This window comes from Amycolatopsis sp. NPDC101161 (assembly GCF_044768185.1).
GTDB lineage: Bacteria > Actinomycetota > Actinomycetes > Mycobacteriales > Pseudonocardiaceae > Amycolatopsis.
In genome coordinates, this window is record NZ_JBIWPI010000004.1 from 918,739 (window position 1) to 931,364 (window position 12,626).

At 69.3% G+C, this 12,626-nt stretch carries 12 protein-coding genes and 2 tRNA genes; 7 read left to right on the forward strand and 7 right to left on the reverse strand.

Features of this window, described 5'->3' with window-relative positions; genetic code table 11:
* Positions 1-5 precede the first annotated feature (5 nt).
* Genes hypD through hypB form a run of 4 tightly spaced genes read left to right on the forward strand, consistent with a single transcriptional unit; the run spans position 6 to position 3,234 of the window.
* Positions 6-1,133, forward strand: a complete 1,128-nt coding sequence (gene hypD, locus ACIRSS_RS32170; protein ID WP_086684747.1) for a hydrogenase formation protein HypD — start codon at positions 6-8, stop codon at positions 1,131-1,133.
* Positions 1,130-2,206 carry a hydrogenase expression/formation protein HypE gene (gene hypE / locus ACIRSS_RS32175; protein WP_400901371.1) on the forward strand — a complete coding sequence of 359 codons (1,077 nt, stop codon included), beginning with the start codon at positions 1,130-1,132 and terminating at the stop codon, positions 2,204-2,206. The genes hypD and hypE overlap by 4 nt, the downstream gene beginning before the upstream one ends.
* The gene (locus ACIRSS_RS32180) at positions 2,207-2,536 is read left to right on the forward strand and encodes a hydrogenase maturation nickel metallochaperone HypA (protein ID WP_400901373.1); all 330 of its coding nucleotides are present in this window, start codon (positions 2,207-2,209) and stop codon (positions 2,534-2,536) included.
* 2 nt (positions 2,537-2,538) lie between these two features.
* A complete protein-coding gene (hypB, locus tag ACIRSS_RS32185; RefSeq protein ID WP_400901374.1) occupies positions 2,539-3,234 on the forward strand; it encodes a hydrogenase nickel incorporation protein HypB in 696 nt (231 codons plus the stop codon).
* Here hypB and hypF read toward each other — a convergent pair.
* Together hypF and ACIRSS_RS32195 are read right to left on the reverse strand one after the other, a co-directional pair.
* Complete coding sequence (hypF, locus tag ACIRSS_RS32190; RefSeq protein WP_400901376.1) at positions 3,191-5,332, reverse strand: carbamoyltransferase HypF; 2,142 nt, start codon at positions 5,330-5,332, stop codon at positions 3,191-3,193. The two genes, hypB and hypF, sit on opposite strands and share 44 nt — an antisense overlap.
* A 4-nt stretch (positions 5,333-5,336) precedes the next feature.
* Complete coding sequence (locus ACIRSS_RS32195; protein WP_400901378.1) at positions 5,337-6,254, reverse strand: LysR family transcriptional regulator; 918 nt, start codon at positions 6,252-6,254, stop codon at positions 5,337-5,339.
* Positions 6,255-6,341: 87 nt separating this feature from the next.
* Here ACIRSS_RS32195 and ACIRSS_RS32200 point away from each other — a divergent pair, with 87 nt between their 5' ends.
* From ACIRSS_RS32200 to ACIRSS_RS32210, 3 genes are all read left to right on the forward strand, one after another.
* Complete coding sequence (locus ACIRSS_RS32200; RefSeq protein WP_400901381.1) at positions 6,342-7,643, forward strand: aspartate aminotransferase family protein; 1,302 nt, start codon at positions 6,342-6,344, stop codon at positions 7,641-7,643.
* A 73-nt stretch (positions 7,644-7,716) separates the two neighbouring features.
* Entirely contained in the window at positions 7,717-8,286 is a 570-nt protein-coding gene (locus ACIRSS_RS32205; RefSeq protein ID WP_400901383.1) for a hypothetical protein, read from the forward strand.
* Positions 8,283-8,486: a DUF6186 family protein gene (locus tag ACIRSS_RS32210; RefSeq protein ID WP_400901385.1), complete on the forward strand. Its 204-nt coding sequence runs from the start codon at positions 8,283-8,285 to the stop codon at positions 8,484-8,486. Before ACIRSS_RS32205 ends, ACIRSS_RS32210 begins: the two co-directional genes overlap by 4 nt.
* Positions 8,487-8,540: 54 nt before the next feature.
* Here ACIRSS_RS32210 and ACIRSS_RS32215 read toward each other — a convergent pair whose 3' ends face one another.
* From ACIRSS_RS32215 to ACIRSS_RS32235, 5 genes are all read right to left on the reverse strand, one after another.
* A complete protein-coding gene (locus ACIRSS_RS32215) occupies positions 8,541-9,884 on the reverse strand; it encodes a cellulose binding domain-containing protein (RefSeq protein ID WP_400901387.1) in 1,344 nt (447 codons plus the stop codon).
* A complete protein-coding gene (locus tag ACIRSS_RS32220; protein ID WP_400901389.1) occupies positions 9,881-11,509 on the reverse strand; it encodes a glycosyl hydrolase family 18 protein in 1,629 nt (542 codons plus the stop codon). The genes ACIRSS_RS32215 and ACIRSS_RS32220 overlap by 4 nt, the downstream gene beginning before the upstream one ends.
* A 224-nt stretch (positions 11,510-11,733) precedes the next feature.
* A complete protein-coding gene (locus tag ACIRSS_RS32225; protein WP_400901391.1) occupies positions 11,734-12,186 on the reverse strand; it encodes a hypothetical protein in 453 nt (150 codons plus the stop codon).
* Between the two features lie 207 nt (positions 12,187-12,393).
* Positions 12,394-12,467 (reverse strand) — tRNA-Arg (locus ACIRSS_RS32230).
* Between the two features lie 46 nt (positions 12,468-12,513).
* Positions 12,514-12,603, reverse strand: a tRNA-Ser gene (locus tag ACIRSS_RS32235).
* Positions 12,604-12,626: the final 23 nt, after the last annotated feature.

Here is a 12,626-nt window from a genome sequence, read left to right on the forward strand (position 1 = left end):
TCGTCATGCGTTTCGTCGACGAGTTCCGCGACGCGGAGAAGGCGCGGGCGCTGTCCGCCAAGATCACGTCGTTGTGCGAGCCGGGCCGCCACTACAAGTTCATGGAGGTCTGCGGCGGGCACACGCACACGATCTACAAGCACGGCCTCGAGGACTACCTGCCCGAGAGCATCACGCTGGTGCACGGGCCGGGCTGCCCGGTGTGCGTGATCCCGATGGGCCGCATCGACGACGCCATCCACATCGCCCGGCAGCCCGGCGTGCTCATGACGTCGTTCGGCGACATGATGCGCGTGCCCGGGTCCGGCGGGAACTTCTTCGACTCCAACGCCGAAGGCACGAACATCCGGATGGTCTACTCGCCGCTCGACTCGCTGAAGATCGCGCGGCAGAACCCGGACCTGCGCGTGGTGTTCATGGCGATCGGGTTCGAGACGACCACGCCGTCCACCGCGATGACGCTGCTGCGCGCGGCCGCCGAAGGCATCGAAAACTTCTCGGTGTTCGGCAACCACGTCACCATCATCCCGGCGATCAAGGCCATCCTCGACTCCCCCGACCTGCGGCTCGACGGCTTCATCGGCCCGGGGCACGTCTCGACGGTGATCGGCTGCCGCCCGTACGAGTTCATCGCGCGCGACTACGGCAAGCCCGTCGTCGTCGCCGGGTTCGAGCCGCTGGACATCCTGCAGTCGATCTACATGCTGATGCTGCAGCTGTCGTCCGGCCGGTCCGAGGTCGAGAACCAGTACTCCCGCGTGGTGCCGTGGAACGGGAACATCGTCGCGTTGAAGGCCATCAACGAGGTCATGGAGCTGCGGCCCTACTTCGAGTGGCGCGGCCTCGGGTTCATCACGCACTCGGCGATGGCGATCCGCGCGAAGTACGCGAAGTTCGACGCCGAACGCATCTTCGAGATCCCCGGCCTGCGCGTCGCCGACCCCAAGGCGTGCCAGTGCGGCGAGGTGCTCAAGGGCGTGCTGAAGCCGTGGGAGTGCAAGGTGTTCGGCACCGCGTGCACCCCGGAGACGCCGATCGGGACGTGCATGGTCTCACCCGAAGGCGCCTGCGCGGCGTACTACAACTTCGGCCGGTTCAGCCGCCAGCGCGTCCGGGAGGCGAGCCGCGCATGACGACCACCGAACGCGAGCAGCAGGTCCTCGACCGCATCGAACGGGCGCGGCGCCGCCGCGCGAAGGTGCGCGAAGAGCGCATCACGCTGTCGCACGGCGCGGGTGGCAAGTCGACGCACACGCTGATCGAGGCCGTGTTCCTCGACGCGTTCCGCAACCCGCTGCTGGAACCCCTCGAAGACTCGGCGTCGTTGACGATCGGGGACGCGCGCCTGGCCCTGACCACGGACTCCTACGTCGTCTCGCCGCTGTTCTTCCCCGGCGGGAACATCGGCGACCTGGCCGTGAACGGCACGGTCAACGACCTCGCCGTCTCCGGCGCGCGGCCGCTGTACCTGACCGCGGGGTTCATCCTCGAGGAGGGATTTCCGGTCGAAGACCTGCTGAAGATCGTCGACTCGATGAAGACGGCGGCTGTATCGGCAGACGTGCAGATCGTCACCGGCGACACCAAGGTCGTCCAGCGCGGCAAGGCCGACGGCGTGTACGTCAACACCGCCGGGGTCGGGGTGCTCACCCGCACGGGCCTCGGCGTGGCCACCGTGAAGCCCGGAGACGCCGTCCTCGTCTCCGGGCCGATCGGTGACCACGGCGTCACGATCATGCTGGCCCGCGGCGAGCTGGACATCGACGCCGACCTCGCGTCCGACACCGCGCCGGTGCACGAGCTGGTGGCCGGGCTGCTGGCCGCGGTCCCCGGCGTCCGCGCGATGCGGGACGCGACCCGCGGCGGCGTCGCGACGATCCTCAACGAGATCGCGAAGGCCGCGGAAGTCGCCGTGGTCGTCGACGAGAACGCCGTCCCGGTCCGCGACGAGGTCCGCGGCGCGTCCGAGCTGCTGGGCATCGACCCGCTGTACGTCGCCTGCGAAGGCCGGATCGTGGTCGTCGTGGACGGTTCGCAGGCCTCCGACGCGCTCGCCGCGTTGCGCGCGCACCCGCTCGGCGCCGAGGCCGCGGTGGTCGGCCGCGTCGCGGACGACCCGCCGGGGATCGTGCTGCTGAACACCGCGTTCGGCGGCACCCGGATCGTGGACCTGCTGGTCGGGGACCCGCTGCCGAGGATCTGCTGAATGCACGAAATGGCGATCACGCAGTCGGTCGTCGACGCGATCGTCGCCCGCCTCGGCGACGCGGCGGTGTCGTGCGTCCGGCTCGAGATCGGCCGGCTGTCCGGGGTGGTGCCGGACAGCGTCCGGTTCTGCTTCGACGTCCTGTGCACGGGGACGTCCTTGGAGGGCGCCCGGCTGGACATCGCCGAGCCGGCGGGCCGGGCCCGCTGCCACGACTGTGGTGCGGAGTTCGGCCTCGACGACTTCATCGTGCTGTGCCCCTGCGGCAGCGCCAACGCGGCGGTGCTGGCGGGACGGGAACTGCGGATTACCTCGGTGGAGGTGGCTTAGCCATGTGCGACACCTGCGGCTGCTCGGACTCGGAAGTCCGGATCACCGACCACGCCCACACGGTGGTCATGGAGCAGGACATCCTGGCGAAGAACGACGAACTCGCGTCGCACAACCGGGAGCACCTGCGCGCGTCGGACGTCTTCGCGATCAACCTGATGAGTTCGCCCGGCGCGGGCAAGACGACGTTGCTGGAGCGCACGATCCGGGTCCTGGACACGCCGTGCGCGGTGATCGAGGGCGATCAGGAGACGCTGCTCGACGCCGAGCGCATCAAGGCGACGGGCGCGCCGGTCGTCCAGATCAACACCGGTGCCGGCTGCCACCTGGACGCGTCGATGCTGCACCGGGCCCTGCATTCACTCGCGCCCGCCCGGGGCTCGACGTTGTTCATCGAGAACGTCGGCAACCTGGTCTGCCCGGCGCTGTTCGACCTCGGCGAGGCGGCGCGCGTGGTGATCCTGTCGGTGACCGAAGGGCCCGGAAAGCCGGTGAAGTACCCGCACATGTTCGCCGCCACGGACCTGGTGCTGCTGAACAAGGTCGACCTGCTGCCGTACGTGGACTTCGACGTCGCCGAGTTCGAACGGGACGTCCGCCGGGTGAACCCGACGGCGGGGTTGCTGCAGGTCAGCGCGACCCGTGGGGACGGGCTCAGCGAGTGGTACGACTGGCTACGGCGACCTGACCGAAGCTGATCCCGCCGTCGTTCGTCGGCACGCTCCGGTGGGTCAGGACGCGGAATCCCCGGTTTTCGAGGCCTTCGACGGTCCGGTCGAGCAGCAGAACGTTCTGGAACACGCCCCCGGAGAGCGCCACGGTGTCGCTGTGGTCCCGGAAGCGGTCGCAGGTTCGCACGATCGCGTCGGCGACGCCGTTGTGGAACCTCGCGGCTCGCTTGGGCTTGCTGGACGGGTCGTCCAGGAGCGCGGCGATGAGGTCCTCACCGTGGATCACGTCGTCGATCCGCGCGCGGTAGGCGGTCGTTTCGGCCGGATCGGCCAGCTGTTCCAGCTCGATGGCGGCCTGCCCCTCGTAGTTGACAGTGTCCCGGACGCCGAGCAGCGACGCGGCGGCGTCGAAGAGCCGTCCGGCACTGGACGTCAACGGTGAGTTGAGGCCGCTGCGCTTGAGCTTGACGACGTCTTCGCGCGCCGGCCGTCCCAGTTCGTCCACATAGGACGTTGCCATCCGCCACGGCTGGCGGATGGCTTGCGCGCCACCGGGCATGGCGACGGTGCGCAGGTGGCTGAGCCGCCGGTAGCTCGTCAGGTCGGCGAGGAGGACCTCGCCGCCCCAGATGGTGCCGTCGGGCCCGAAACCGGTCCCGTCGAAGGCGACCCCGAGCACCGGTTCGCGGTGGTCGTTGTCGGCCAGGCAGGCGGCGATGTGGGCGTGGTGGTGCTGCACGCCCAGCAGCTCGACGTCCTGGTCGAGGGCGTACTTCGTGGAGAGGTACTCGGGGTGCAGGTCGTGCGCGACCAGCACGGGATCGACGTCGAAGAGGTGCTTGAAGTGCTCGATGCCCTCGGTGAAGGCCCGGAAGGTCTCGTAGTTCTCGAGGTCGCCGATGTGGTGCGAGACGAAGGCGTGGTGGCCCTTGGCGAGGCAGAAGGTGTTCTTGAGCTCGGCGCCGCAGCCGAGGAGGTGCCTGCTGGTTTCGAACCGGACGGGCTCGGGCGCGTAGCCGCGTGAACGCCGTTGCAGCTGGGGCTTTCCCCGCGTGATCCGCACGACGGAGTCGTCGGTCCGGACGTGGATCGGCCGGTCGTGGGTGAGGAAGGCGTCGGCGATGCCCTGGAGGCGGCCGAGGTCGTCGTCGCGGTGGACGATGGGCTCGTCGGAGACGTTCGCGCTGGTCAGGACGATGGGGCCGGTTTGTTCCAGCAGCAGGTGGTGCAGCGGCGTGTAGGGCAGCATGAGCCCGATCCGCCGGTTCCCGGGCGCGACGGAATGGGCGAGTCGTCCCTTCTTCGGGAGCAACACGATGGGTCGCCGTCGGCCGCTGAGCACTTCTTCGGCGTCCGCGTCGACTTCGGCGAGTTCCTTCGCCTGCCGCAGGTCGGCGACCATGACGGCGAAGGGCTTGTCCTCGCGGTGCTTCCTCTCCCGCAGTTTCTTCGCGGCGGCTTCGTGCCGCGCGCCGACGGCGAGGTGATACCCACCAAGCCCTTTCACGGCGACCACGGAACCAGCTCGGATGGCTTCCGCGGCGGCTTCGAGCGGGTCGCCGGCACCGGGCTCGAACTGGAGCGTGGGTCCGCAGGCGGGACAGCAGACGGGCTGGGCGTGAAACCGCCGGTCGGCGGGGTCTTCGTACTCCTGCTTGCACTCGGCACACATCGCGAAAGCGGCCATGGTGGTCAGCGGCCGGTCGTAAGGCACGCCGCGGACGATCGTGAACCGCGGGCCGCAGTTGGTGCAGTTGACGAAGGGGTACCGGAACCGCCGGTCGCCGGGGTCGCGCAGCTCGCGCAGGCAGTCGTCGCAGGTGGCGGAGTCAGCCGAGACCAACGTGTCGGCGACGCCGGTGTTGTCGCTGGCGACGATCCGAAACCCGGTCTCCCCCCGCGCGGGGACCTCGCGCACCCGAACGTCATCGAGCACCGCCAGCGGCGGAGGTTCCTTCAGTGCGTCGACGAACGCGGTGATCTGCGCGGGTGTGCCCTCGACCTCGATGAAGACCCCGTGCCCATCGTTCCCGACAAAGCCCCCGAGCCCCCGCGCTAGCCGATGGACGAAGGGCCGGAACCCGACGCCCTGCACCACCCCGGTGACGCTGATCGCCACACGCACCCGCTCAGTCTGCGCCCCGGTCGACCCACGCGGCCAGTCCTGGCAGGTCCGGTGGCTGCCGCAGGGCGTCGAGGACCACGTTCACCCCCGCTCGCAACGGGGTTCCCCTGCGGACCACCGCCGCGATCGTGCGGGTCACCGGCGTCGCCAGCTCGCGCGTCGTCACCCGGTAGCGGCGGTCCACCGCCAGCAGGGGCAGCAACGCGATCGACAAACCCGCCTCGACGTGCTGCAACGTCATCAGGTAGTTGCTGAACCGGCACACCACCCGCGGCTCGAAGCCCGACTCGCGGCACAACCGCAGCGTCAGGTCCGCCATGTACGACTGCGGTGTGTCCAGCGCCCACGGCGAGTCCGCGTACGCCGAGAGCGAGACGGGTCCGCGCGGCACTTCGCCAGCGGAAACCAGGACGATCGGGTCCGTCGCCAGCGGGACGATGTCCAGGTCGGGGCCCAGCGGCAGCTGGACGAAGTCGGTCGTCGTGATGATCACGTCCGCGTCGCCGCCGCGCAGGGCCGGGATGCTCTCGTGCGGCTCCAGCTCCAGCAGCTCGACCTCCAGGTGCGGGTACGCGCCGGCCAGCCGCGTCACCGCCGGGACCGCCATCGTGTGGATCGCGCTCTGGAACGCGCCGAGTCGCACCAGGCCGACCGGCTCCTCGCCGAGGCTGCGCAGCTCCGCCTCGACCGTGTCCATGTGGTCGAGGATCGCCCGCGCCCGGCGCGCCAGCATCAGGCCCGCCGGCGTCAGCCGGACCCGGCGGCCGGTGCGTTCCAGCAGCTGGGTGCGGGTTTCCGCTTCGAGCACGGCCAGCTGCTGCGACACGCTCGACGCGCTCAGGTTCGCGTCCTGCGCCACGGCGCGGACCGTGCCCAGCGTGTCGAGCCGGCTCAGCAGCCGCAGGCGCCACGGGTTCAGCATGACCCCATTGTTGTGCGGAAGAACCGAACAAGAAAGCCGGAATCGTGAGATGGACGTGACGCTCGGTGCGGACTTACCGTCGATGCCATGGCTGCTTCCTTTTGGTCCGACGTCGACAAGCACCTCATCCGCTACGGCGGCACCTTCACCCACGAGATCATCGACCGCGCCGAAGGCAGTTTCGTCTTCACCGAAGACGGCCGCCGCATCCTCGACTTCACCTCCGGCCAGATGAGCGCGATCCTCGGGCACTCGCACCCGGAGATCGTCGAGACGGTCCAGCGCCAGGCCGCGAAGCTCGACCACCTGTTCAGCGGCATGCTGAGCCGCCCGGTCGTCGACCTCGCCCGGCGCCTCGCCGAGACGCTGCCGGCGCCGCTGGAGAAGGCCCTGCTGCTGACCACGGGCGCGGAGTCCAACGAAGCCGCCATCCGGATGGCGAAGCTCGTCACCGGCAAGCACGAGATCGTGTCGTTCGCCCGGTCGTGGCACGGCATGACGCAGGCCGCCGCGAGCGCGACGTACAGCGCCGGCCGCAAGGGATACGGGCCCGCCGCGCCCGGCAACTTCGCCATCCCGGCCCCCAACGCGTACCGCCCGGACTTCACCGACGCCGACGGCGAGCTCGACTGGCGGCGCCAGCTCGACTTCGGGTTCGACCTGATCGACGCGCAGTCGGTCGGCAGCCTCGCGGCGTGCATCGTCGAGCCGATCTTGAGCTCCGGCGGCATCATCGAGCCGCCGCCCGGCTACTTCGCCGCGCTGGCCGAGAAGTGCCGTGAACGCGGCATGCTGCTGATCCTGGACGAAGCCCAGACGGGCTTGTGCCGCACGGGGAACTGGTACGCGTTCGAGCGCGACGGCGTCGTCCCGGACATCCTGACGCTGTCCAAGACGCTCGGCGCCGGCCTGCCCCTCGCGGCGGTGCTGACGAGCGCGGAGATCGAGCAGGAGGCCCACGAGCGCGGCTTCCTCTTCTTCACGACGCACGTGGCGGACCCGCTCCCGGCGGCGGTCGGCAACACGGTCTTGGACGTGCTGTCCCGCGACCACCTCGACGCGCGGGCGCTTTCGCTGGGCGCGTTGCTGCGCCGGGGTCTGGAGGGGATCGCCGAGCGCCACGAGGTGGTCGGCGACATCCGCGGCCGCGGCCTGCTGGCCGGGCTGGAGCTGGTGGTGGACCGCGAGACCAAGCGCAGTTCGGACGAGCTGGGCGCCCGGGTCACGCAGCGCTGCCTCGAGCTGGGGCTGCACATGAACATCGTGCAGCTGCCGGGGATGGGCGGGGTGTTCCGGATCGCCCCGCCGCTGACGGCGTCCGAAGAGGAGATTTCACTGGGCGTTTCGATCCTCGACCAGGCGATCGGCGACGCCGTCAAGCTGCTCTGAGGACGGAATGCGGTAGCCGAGCGGCGGGTTTTTTGTTAGCAATGACAAGGACCTGTCGCGAAGGAGCTACGCCATGGCTCTCGGCTTCCGCAGTCACCCGCTCACCGTCGACCTCCCGGTCATCGCGCTCACCCTCGCGGCGATCGCGCACTGGATCCGCGGCGCCCCCGCGGACGCGCTGATCTTCCTGGTGGTCACGCTCGTCCTCCTGGTCACCGAACGGCCGCGCGAGGAGGTCGCGGAGATCGGGGAACCGTTCCACGTGCCGGGGTTCGCGGTGGTCGCGGCCGGGCTGCTGGTGCTGGCGTTCGGCCGCGACAGCGTCCCGGTGGCGGTCGCGGTCTCGGCGATCGGCCTGGTCGCGCTGTTCGCCGAGTGGCGTGACCCGTCGCTGCCGGCGGACCGCCCGGTGCCGCACCGGGCGTGGCTGTGGTCGGCGGTCGCGCTGAGCTGGTGCGGCTGGGAGCTGCTGTCGTTCGTCTACGAGCAGGCGGCGGGCGGGCTGTCGCTGACCCACCCGACGATGAGCGACCTGGTCGACCCGCTGCTGGTGAACCGGTGGGTCCAGGCGCTGGCGATCACGGGCTGGCTGGCGGCGGGCCTGGCGATGCTGCGCGCGGCGGCCACGGCGAGGCGCTCGTGAACGCCCGGGAACTGACGGAGCTGGGGTTCGGCCTGATCGTCCTCGCGGCGATCGGGCTGGGCGTGGCGAGCCACGTGTGGCCGAAGCGCGTCCCGAAGCTGACGAGCGTGCTCGCCGTCGTGATGCGACGGCGCAGCGCGCGGATCGCGTTCGTGCTGGCCTGGTGGTGGGTCGGCTGGCACTTCTTCGTGGGGCAGTGAAAAGCCTCCTTGCCGGCCCGGGGAGCAGGCAAGGAGGCTTCTTTCACGACGACGTCAGAAACCCGCCGTCACCTTGGTGAAGTCCCAGTCGTTCTGGGCGATGCCGCTGCACGCCGACTGGACGCCGCCGCCGGGGCAGCCGCGGTCGCGGTTGACCGACCAGAACGCCAGGCGGGCGATCTTGTTCGACTTGGCCCAGTTCGTGATCTGGGTCCACGTCGACAAGTCGGTCAGCTCCTGCTGGTCGGACAGCCCGTTCATGCCCGAGATGCCCAGGTGCGCGTAGGCCGTGGCGTCGCTCCAGCCGAACGTCGACTTGAGCTTGTCCCGCAGGCCGTTCGCCGCGCTGACCGTGCTGTTGTACATGTTCGCGCCGCCGCCGAAGTCGAACGGCATGATCGTGAACACGTCCACGTTCGCGCCCAGCGCCTTCGACTGGTCGATGAGCCGGTTGCCGTAGTAGTTCGGGCCGGTCGTCGACGTGCCGAACGTCAGGATCGTCTGGATCCCCGGGTTGTTCTGCTTGACGATCTTCAGCGCGCCCAGGATGCGGTCCTGCACGGCCTCGTTCTCGAACTCGTCGGAGTTCTCGATGTCGATGTCGATCGCCTTCAGCCCGTAGGCGTTGATCACCTGCTGGTACGCACCGGCCAACGCGGCCGGGGTCGAGCAGTTCGGACCCAGCTTGTTGCCGCTCCAGCCGCCGAACGACGGGATGACCTGGCCGCCCGCCGCCTTGATCTGCGAGATCGCGGTGGCGTCGGCGCTGCCCGAGAGCGGACGGCTGCTGTCCCACGCCGGGTTGCAGCCACCGGAGGCGTTGATGAACGCCATGGTGAACCACTTGACCCCGGTCGCGTTCATCACCGTCTGCGGGTTCGGCGGGCTGCCCCAGCCCATGTACAGGTAGGGCGCGCCACGACCACCCGCCGGCGGCGGCGTCGTGGTGGGCGGCGTCGTCGTAGGCGGCGTAGTGGTCGTGGGGGGTGTGCCCCCGGCGGCACACGATCCCCCGTTCAGCTTGCAGTTCGACGGCGCGGTGTACGAACCGGAGTACGCCACGTTGAACCCGAAGCTGGCGCTACCGCCGTTGGCGACGTTGCCGTTCCAGGTGTTCTTCACCGTGACGTGCTGGCCGGACGCCGTGTAGCTGCCGTCCCACAGCGACGAGATCTTCGCCCCGCTGGGCAGATCGAACTCGACGGTCCAAGTGGCGAGCGTCGAGCCTGAGCCGTTGGCGATCGTGTACTTGCCTTCGTACCCGGTGCCCCAGTCGGAGCCCTTCGAGAAGGTCGCGGACACGCCGCCCGCCGCGTTCGCCGGCGCGATCACGAACATCGCGCCGATCGTGGCGGCCGCGGCCGCCAGCCCGAGTGCGGGCAACCACCGGCGCGTCACGACAGGCCGTTCTTCATCGCGGAGATTAGCTCGCCGCCCGTGGTGTCACCGGTCAGCTCCCAGAAGAAGGCGCCGCCGAGGCCCTGCTGCTTGGCGTAGGACATCTTGCCGCCGATGGTCGCCGGGGTGTCGTAGCTCCACCAGTTGCTGCCGCACTTGGCGTACGCGGTGCCGGCGAACGTGCCGGTCGACGGGCAGGTGTTCTTCAGGACCTTGTAGTCCTCGATGCCCTGCTCGTACGTGCCCGGCGCGGGGCCGGTCGCCGTGCCACCCGGCGTCGACTGCGTGACGCCGGTCCAGCCGCGGCCGTAGAACCCGATGCCCAGCAACAGCTTGCTCGACGGGACACCCTTGCTCTTCAGCTTCTGGATCGCGGCGTCGGAGTAGAAGCCCGGCGTCGGGATGCCGCTGAAGTTGGTCAACGGCGAGTGCGGGGCCGTCGGGCCCTGCGCCGCCCAAGCGCCGAAGTAGTCGTAGGTCATCACGTTGTACCAGTCGACGTACTGCGAGGCGCCGCCGTAGTCGGCGACGTCGAGCTTGCCGCCGTTGCTGCCGTCGGCCGTGATCGCCGAGGTGATCAGGAACGACGAGCCGAACTTCGAGCGCAGCGCGCCCATCAGGTTCTTGTAGGCCGCGGCACCGCTGGTGTCACAGGAAAGGCCGCACGCGTTGGGGTACTCCCAGTCGATGTCGATGCCGTCCCAGATGTCCGCCCAGCGCGGGTCCTTCAGCAGGTTGTAGCAGGACTGCGCGAACGCGGCGGCGTTCTGCGACGCCTGGCCGAAGCCGCCGGAGTAGGTCCAGCCACCGAACGACCAGATCACCTTGAGGCCCGGGTGCAGCTTCTTCAGCTTGCGCAGCTGGTTGAAGTTGCCCGCGACCGGCTGGTCCCACGTGTCGGCGACACCGTCGACGCTGCCCGCGGCGTCGTAGGTCTTCTGGTAGTCGGCGTACGGGTCGTCGTTCGCCGTGCACTGCCCGTTCGTCACGTTGCCGAACGCGTAGTTGATGTGCGTGAGCTTGCTGGCCGAACCCGACGTCTCGATGTTCTTGACGTGGTAGTTGCGGCCGTAGACGCCCCACTGCACGAAGTAGCCGACGTTCTTCAGGCCACCCGGCGGGGGCGGCGTGGTGGTGGTCGTCGGCGGCGGCGTGGTCGGCGTCGTCGGGGTGGTGGTGGGCTGTGTCGGGGTGGTCGGCGTGGTGGTCGGGGTGCCGCCGCCGGCGTCGCAGGATCCGCCGTTCAGCTTGCAGTTCGCCGGCGCCGAGTAGGTGCCGGAGTAGGCGACGTTGAAGCCGAAGCTGGCGGTCGAGCCGTTGCCGACGTTGCCGTTCCAGGTGTTCTTGACGGTGACGTGCTGGCCGGCGGCGGTGTAGCTGCCGTCCCAGAGCGACGCGATCTTCGCGCCGGACGGGAGGTCGAACTCGACCGTCCAGGCGGCCAGCGTCGAGCCGGAGCCGTTGTTGATCGTGTACTTGCCTTCATAGCCGGTGCCCCAGTCGGAGCCCTTGGTGAAGCTGGCGCCAACGCCACCGGCGGCGCTGGCCGGCACGGTCACGAGACCGACCGCGAGCGCGCCGACCGCGGTGAACAAACCGAGGAGGTGCCATCTCTTCCTGGACATCGCTCTCCCTTGAGACAGGTGCGGGGAACGGCGGGACACCGCGGGGGGACCGAGGCGGTGTATTCGCACCGTTTGCGAAGACATTACGTGGTCCAGACCAATTAAGGAAGAACAACCACGGAGAGTGCCGAACGGGGGCTGACCAGCCGGGACGAAGGTCAGTTCACTGGTCCAGTCCAGTTACGGAAAGCAGTGATCGTCGCGGTCGGGAGTGTTCCTAACCGTCATGGCCCGCGCGTGGTCGGCGAGCTTGACCCAGATGACCCCGGGCAGCGGGTGGTGGAGCCGAGCAGGCCCTTCGCGGCGATGTAGTCGCCCGTCGGGGGAACGTCCGTGTCGGCCTTCCCCGCCTGCCATTCTTTCCACATTTCCAGCAACTCCCGCCGGTCGGCCTCGGGAAAGGTGACCCACACCGCCGGTGGTTTCTTCCTCTCCTCGGGTCGCTTGACGAGGTTTGCGCGGGCCGTGTTGACGGAATCGACTGAGGGGGCGAAGCCGACAGCGCCCGGCGGGAGAAGACGCGGAGCCACCTCCTGCTTGCCGGGCTTTTCCGCCGGCGCCACGGATTCAGCGGCGAGCTGCCGCGTTGCCGGCGAGGTGGTTGAGCCGCAGCAGCCGCGCGGCGTCGGGCCGCGGGGCGGGCTCCGATCGCCGGCCTCGGGCAGGTAATCGCTCATCGGGCCGCCTCCCGTCGCACCCGGGTCCGCGTTTTCACACCGGCACCGAAGCCGGTGAACCTTCAACGGTCGCACGACGCGCTCAGGCGGTCCATCGGCGCGATCCCACGGGCAGCAACGGCCACCCTCGCGAGGGGGAAAAACGAGCAGGGCCCCGTCTCCAACCGGAAACGAGGCCCTGCTCGGTACTGCTGTCTCAACCAGACGTGCGCCCGAAGGGATTCGAACCCCTGACCTTCTGATCCGTAGTCAGATGCTCTATCCAGCTGAGCTACGGGCGCGTGTTCAGTTGTTCTCTAACCTAGCACCCGGCGAACCGGGCACCAGCGGAGGCTCCGGGATTTGAACCCGGGAGGGGGGGTTACCCCCAACCGCATTAGCAGTGCGGCGCCATAGACCAGACTAGGCGAAGCCTCCTGGGCCCAACGACCACTGCTCAG

Coding starts and splice junctions, on each gene's coding strand:
- hypD (WP_086684747.1), top strand. CDS start 6: ATGCGTTTCGTCGACGAGTTCCGCGACGCGGAGAAGGCGCGGGCGCTG.
- hypE (WP_400901371.1), top strand. CDS start 1,130: ATGACGACCACCGAACGCGAGCAGCAGGTCCTCGACCGCATCGAACGG.
- ACIRSS_RS32180 (WP_400901373.1), top strand. CDS start 2,207: ATGCACGAAATGGCGATCACGCAGTCGGTCGTCGACGCGATCGTCGCC.
- hypB (WP_400901374.1), top strand. CDS start 2,539: ATGTGCGACACCTGCGGCTGCTCGGACTCGGAAGTCCGGATCACCGAC.
- ACIRSS_RS32195 (WP_400901378.1), bottom strand. CDS start 6,254: ATGCTGAACCCGTGGCGCCTGCGGCTGCTGAGCCGGCTCGACACGCTG.
- ACIRSS_RS32200 (WP_400901381.1), top strand. CDS start 6,342: ATGGCTGCTTCCTTTTGGTCCGACGTCGACAAGCACCTCATCCGCTAC.
- ACIRSS_RS32205 (WP_400901383.1), top strand. CDS start 7,717: ATGGCTCTCGGCTTCCGCAGTCACCCGCTCACCGTCGACCTCCCGGTC.
- ACIRSS_RS32220 (WP_400901389.1), bottom strand. CDS start 11,509: ATGTCCAGGAAGAGATGGCACCTCCTCGGTTTGTTCACCGCGGTCGGC.
- ACIRSS_RS32225 (WP_400901391.1), bottom strand. CDS start 12,186: ATGAGCGATTACCTGCCCGAGGCCGGCGATCGGAGCCCGCCCCGCGGC.